Source organism: Agriterribacter sp. (assembly GCF_035444585.1).
Lineage (GTDB): Bacteria > Bacteroidota > Bacteroidia > Chitinophagales > Chitinophagaceae > Agriterribacter.
Window position 1 is genome coordinate 1 of the sequence record NZ_DAOMOZ010000267.1, and the last position, 5799, is coordinate 5799.

General features: G+C 43.1%; 4 protein-coding genes. All 4 read left to right on the forward strand.

What is annotated here, in order from left to right; all coding sequences use genetic code 11:
• The first annotated feature begins 127 nt into the window (after positions 1 to 127).
• Positions 128 to 1372 (forward strand): proline dehydrogenase family protein, encoded by a 1245-nt coding sequence (locus tag PLH26_RS19540; protein ID WP_324587703.1) that lies wholly within the window; start codon positions 128 to 130, stop codon positions 1370 to 1372.
• 22 nt (positions 1373 to 1394) lie between these two features.
• Positions 1395 to 1550 (forward strand): GxxExxY protein, encoded by a 156-nt coding sequence (locus PLH26_RS19545; protein ID WP_324587704.1) that lies wholly within the window; start codon positions 1395 to 1397, stop codon positions 1548 to 1550.
• 249 nt (positions 1551 to 1799) lie between these two features.
• The gene (locus PLH26_RS19550; protein ID WP_324587705.1) at positions 1800 to 2996 is read left to right on the forward strand and encodes a DUF2062 domain-containing protein; all 1197 of its coding nucleotides are present in this window, start codon (positions 1800 to 1802) and stop codon (positions 2994 to 2996) included.
• Between the two features lie 12 nt (positions 2997 to 3008).
• Positions 3009 to 5799: MMPL family transporter (locus tag PLH26_RS19555; RefSeq protein WP_324587706.1), on the forward strand; the 2791-nt coding region annotated here is incomplete at its 3' end.

Below are 5799 nucleotides of genomic sequence, written 5' to 3' on the forward strand. Positions count from 1 at the left end.
TACTTTGCCTCATAATAAGTGACTGTTTTTTGTCAACCTATTTTAGGCATGCACAGATTGTCCATGTAACCTGCACCTTGTAACTTGTTAACTCCTATTCCTTACATTTGGAGCAAATAATGCAGGTATGGACACCAACGTCCCCCTTTCATTTGATAATACTGAAAATGCATTCGCTTACAAAACAGATAAGGAGTTAAAGAAAGCGAAATTCCTTTTTTCGTCAATGGGCTATCCGTTGCTGGTAAGATGGGGTACCCGGTTAACGCCCTGGGCCATAAAAGCAGGGTTGCCTGTTAAAGGAATAATACGCGATACCATTTTTGAGCAGTTTGTGGGCGGCGAAACGCTGGAAGAAACGGCGGCGGCAGCAAAAAGGCTGGGCAGGTACAATGTACGCGTTATCCTCGACTATAGCGTGGAAGGAGGAGAAAATGATGAAGCGGCTTTTGACCATTCGATGAATGAATTTATAAGGGTAATAGATTATGCAGCTACCCAGCCCAATATTCCTTTCATCAGCATTAAAGTAACGGGCTTTGCCAGGTTTGCCTTATTGGAAAAGTTAGACTCTTCCGTTTCAGATCATGACGGCTCTCTTATGAAGAGATACAATAAAGCAGTAGCGTCGCTGAACGATGAAGAGCGGGCCGAATGGCAGAATGTACAGAATAGGATGGAAAAGATCTGCAGCAGGGCGGCTGGAAAGGGAATGGGCGTGCTGGTGGATGCAGAAGAAACCTGGATACAGGATCCTGTTGATGTGATCACCATTTTGATGATGGAGAAGTTTAATGTGCAGAAGGTGGTTGTATACAATACTGTTCAGTTGTACCGCCACGACAGGCTGTCTTTTCTGAAAGACTCGCTTGAAGCGGCTGAGCTGCGTGGCTTTATCCTGGGCGCCAAGCTGGTGCGCGGCGCCTACATGGAAAAAGAAAGGAAAAGGGCAGACGCCATGGGATACGCATCACCCATACAGCCCGATAAAGCGGCTACCGACCGCGATTACAATGAAGCTGTTTCATTTTGTGTTGATCATATAGATAAGATTGCCGTTATTATCGCTACGCACAATGAGTACAGTAATTTGCATGCCTCCCAATTGCTTCAGCAAAAAAAATTGTCGCTCCATCACCCGCATATTCATTTTTCGCAATTGTATGGCATGAGTGATCATATCTCTTTCAATCTTGCCAAAGCCGGTTGCTCGGTAAGCAAATACCTGCCTTTCGGACCTATCAAAGATGTGGTGCCTTATCTTATGCGCCGGGCACAGGAAAACAGCTCCATTGCCGGACAAACCGGCAGGGAATTAGGATTGATCAAAAAGGAGCTGAAGCGAAGAGAGCTCCGGCATGCTTCAATCTGATTTTGGCGGTCAACATTTGTTGATGGAGGCAACCGCAGATTTATTAACGGTTGCACCTGTTCACTACAAAATATTACTTACTTATTTGCGGCTTACGAATATAAAACTTGGACTTATGATTAATTTTAATGTTGACCTTATAAAAGATGGCTTTAAACGAGTGGTGAACAATTTATAAACCTTTGCGCCTTTGTGAGAAATTATGAAACTGAAACATTATTATTCATTGCGTCCTTGCGCCTTTGCGTGAAATTATGAAGCTAAAAATTACCAGGAAAAAGTAAATCTTATCTTAAAGCACTAACTATGCTTCTTTTTACAATTTCATAATTCAGATGCGTTTGCCCGAATAAAACGGCAGAGGGGGGTATGCCTCCTGTATTAAATATTTATCTTTGCGCGGCAGTTAATCTTACCAATATTTTAAATGAGTGATAAAGCATCTCCAAGCAAGGTTTTCAACCAGTATCGTACCTGTGTAATTATTCCTACGTACAACAATGCGGATACGCTGCCGGCCGTAATAGCGGATGTGGCTGCTCATACCCATAATATTATCGTGGTAAACGACGGCTCTACCGACAATACGGCTTCGATTTTAGCGTCTTTCCCATATATTAACATTGTCAGCTATCCAAAAAATAAAGGTAAGGGCCGGGCATTGCAGAAAGGTTTTGAAAGAGCGCTTGAGCTGGGCTACACACATGCCATTACTATTGATTCGGACGGCCAGCATTTTGCCAAAGACCTGCCGGTATTTATGGATAAATTAAAATTATCAAAAAACGCTATAATAATAGGCGCCCGCAATATGGACCAGTCTTCCGTTCCGGGAAAAAGCAGCTTCGGGTACAAGTTCTCCAATTTTTGGTTTAAGATAGAAACGGGCATCAATGCGCCCGATACACAATCGGGCTACCGGCTTTACCCTGTGGCATTAATGAAAGATATACATTTCTTTACCCGCAAATATGAGTTTGAAATTGAAGTGCTGGTGAGGGCCGCCTGGAAAGGAATTAAAATTGAATCTGTTCCGGTTTCGGTATACTATGCCCCAAAAGAAGAAAGGATATCACATTTCAGGCCATTTAAAGATTTTTTCAGGATCAGCCTGTTGAATGCTTTGCTGGTGCTGGTTGCATTTTTATACATCAAACCGCGGAACTTTCTCCGTTCGCTTTTTAAGAAAAGGAACTGGGGCGCGTTTTTCAGGGACGAGGTGTTTAATGTAAATGAGCCGCATCATATAAAAGCATTTTCTGTTGCACTGGGCATATGCATGGGCATAATGCCTGTATGGGGCTTTCAGTTGGTGACCGCCATATTTTTATCTGTTGTATTAAAGCTGAATAAAGCACTGGTCATAATAGCAGCCAATATCAGCATACCGCCATTGATTCCGCTGATCATCTTTTTCAGCTACAAAACCGGTGCAGTATGGATGAAGAACGGGGGCGGGAATTTGACCCTGGCAAGCGACCTCACATTTGAATCGGTAAAAAACGATTTCCGGCAATACCTTTACGGCAGCATAACACTGGCCATTGCTTTGGGTATATTGTGCGGACTGCTGACATGGGCCCTGCTTACATTTTTCAGAAAAAAAAACGGGGTGGCAGCTTAATGCAACGATGATATGCAGAAAATTTTTGCCGGCATATATGGTTATTTTCAAAAACGCAGATGGCAACTGTACCTGCTTTTCTTTGTTTGCTTAGTGGCATCGGCCTTTTTTGCCGTTCAGCTGAAGTTTGAAGAAGACATTTCCAAAATACTTCCCAAAGATGATAAGGTTGAAAAGCTGAACCAAGTTTTTCGGCATTCCAAATTCATGGATAAGCTGGTGGTAATGGTTTCATTGAAAGATACTGCCCTAACGGAGCCGGACAGCCTGGTTGCTTTTGCTGATGATTTTGTAACACAGGTGCAACAAAGGCTTTCATCCTATATAAGCAAAATAAGCTATAAGGTAGATGATGAAGTAACGATGGCTATGTTCGATGTGATCAATGAGCACCTTCCCGTTTATCTTACAGCGCAGGATTATGCTACTATTGACAGCCTTATTGCTCCGGATGTCATTAACCAAACGCTCCAGCGGAATATTCAAACCCTTACTTCCCCTGCAGGTATCGCTTTTAAGAACATGATCAGCAATGATCCCGTGGGTATTTCCTTTATTGCGCTCAGGAAGCTGCAACAGCTCCAGTATGATGAAAATTTTGAATTGTACGACAATGCGGTAATAACCAGGGATCATAAAAACCTGCTGCTTTTTATTACGCCGGTATATCCACCGAATAATACGGGGAGAAATGCTTTTTTTTTGAAGGGATTGGACAGCCTGACAGCTTCGCAGGCAACAACTTTCCCCGGTATTGATGTCTCGTATTTTGGCGCAACAGCAGTTTCGGCCGGTAACGCTGCCCAACTGGAAAAAGATACTTTATTTACACAAACGGCTACCGTTGTTTTTTTGATCGTTTTTATCGGGCTTTATTTTAAGCGGGTGGCTGCGCCTGTGCTGATCATGATCCCCGTTGTTTTTGGAGCCCTGTTTGCTTTGATGGCTGTATATTTCATACGGGGAAGCATTTCCGTTATTGCTATTGGAACAGGTTCAGTTATTTTAGGTATAGCCGTAAACTATTCTCTCCATGTATTTAATCATTACCGCCATACGGGCAATATCCGGAAGGTAATAAATGACCTGGCTTTTCCCCTTACGCTGGGTGGCATTACTACCATCGGTGGTTTTTTTTGTTTGAACTTTGCAGCATCCGATATGCTGAAGGACCTTGGTCTTTTTGCGGGATTCAGCCTTATTGGCGCCTCTCTTTGCTCGCTGATCTTTCTACCCCATTTTCTTCCCTCACAGAAAAAATACCAGGTCAGCGCCGCAGCAAAACATTCCTGGATTGACAGGATAGCTTCCCTGCGTCCCGACCACAACAAATATATACTAACGGGTATTGCAGTGCTCACTGTTGTTTTTATATATACTTCCGGACGGGTGGGCTTTGAAACAGAGCTGAACAATATGAACTTTATGCCGGAGCATTTGAAGAAGGCAGAGGCCAGGCTGAACAGGATAAATGAAACCGCCCTGCAGTCGGTTTATCTTGTTGCCGAAGGAAAAACACTCAACGATGCGCTGGTGCTTAATGAAGAACTGGCAGAAAAGATAGACCGGTTTATAGAAAAGGATATCATTACTAAATATTCGGGAGTATCCTCATTGCTTATTTCTGATACCCTGCAAAAACAAAGGATCGCACGGTGGAATAACTACTGGACACCCCAAAAAAAGCAGCAGTTGTTGCTGGTATTGAAACAGCAGGGTACAGCGCTCGGGTACAGCGCTACAGCTTTTAACCGCTTTGCATCATTGCTTGACAAGTCGTTTGAGGTGACAGATGAAGCTACCATAACGACTGTTCGCAAAACCTTCCTGGATGATTATATTACCGAAGAACAGGGTAACACTACTGTTGTAACCCTGTTGAAAGTGCCCGCACAAAACAAAACGGCTGTATACGATGCCTTTGAAAGCAAGCCCGGCGTTACCATATTAGACAAGCAATACCTCACGGGCAAATTTGTGGAGCTCATCAATGCCGATTTTACCAGTATAGCGCTTATTACTTCCCTGCTGGTATTTTTTGTTTTGCTGGTAACCTATGGAAGGATAGAGCTGGCGCTGATGGCTTTTTTGCCGATGCTGGTGAGCTGGATATGGATCCTGGGCATAATGGGCATAGCGGGTATAAAATTCAATATTATTAACATTATTGTATCCACGCTCATCTTTGGCTTGGGTGATGACTATAGTATTTTTATAATGGATGGCTTGTTGCAGGAGTATAAAACCGGTAAAAAGAATCTTTCTTCTTTTAAGTCATCCATCCTGCTTTCGGCTATTACCACTGTTACGGGTCTTGGTGTGCTCATCTTTGCCCAACATCCCGCCCTGCGTTCCATTGCCACCATTTCCGTTATTGGAATACTATGTGTGGTGCTGGTAGCCCAGGTATGCATTCCCTTTTTATTTTCTGTGCTGATCAGGAACAGAACACAGAAGAAATTGTTTCCCTGGACTTTTTTCGGACTATGCAAATCTGCATTTGCTCATGTGTGGTTTATTGGTGGCAGCATTATTTTGGCCATGCTGGGCTTTGTGCTGGTAAAATGCAACCCTTTTAATAAAGAAAAAGGTAAGTACTTTTTTCATGTGGCTATTGCCCGGTTTTCAAGATCGCTCATTTATATAATGGGCAATGTTAAAAAAACGATCATTAATCCTTTGGGCGAGGATTTTTCAAAGCCTGCTATGGTCATCTGCAATCACCAGTCGGGGCTGGATAATTTTATATTAATGATGCAGTATCCAAAGCTGATATTGCTCACCAACGACAGGGTGAGGCATG

Coding starts and splice junctions, on each gene's coding strand:
- PLH26_RS19545 (WP_324587704.1), top strand. CDS start 1,395: ATGGAGGCAACCGCAGATTTATTAACGGTTGCACCTGTTCACTACAAA.
- PLH26_RS19550 (WP_324587705.1), top strand. CDS start 1,800: ATGAGTGATAAAGCATCTCCAAGCAAGGTTTTCAACCAGTATCGTACC.
- PLH26_RS19540 (WP_324587703.1), top strand. CDS start 128: ATGGACACCAACGTCCCCCTTTCATTTGATAATACTGAAAATGCATTC.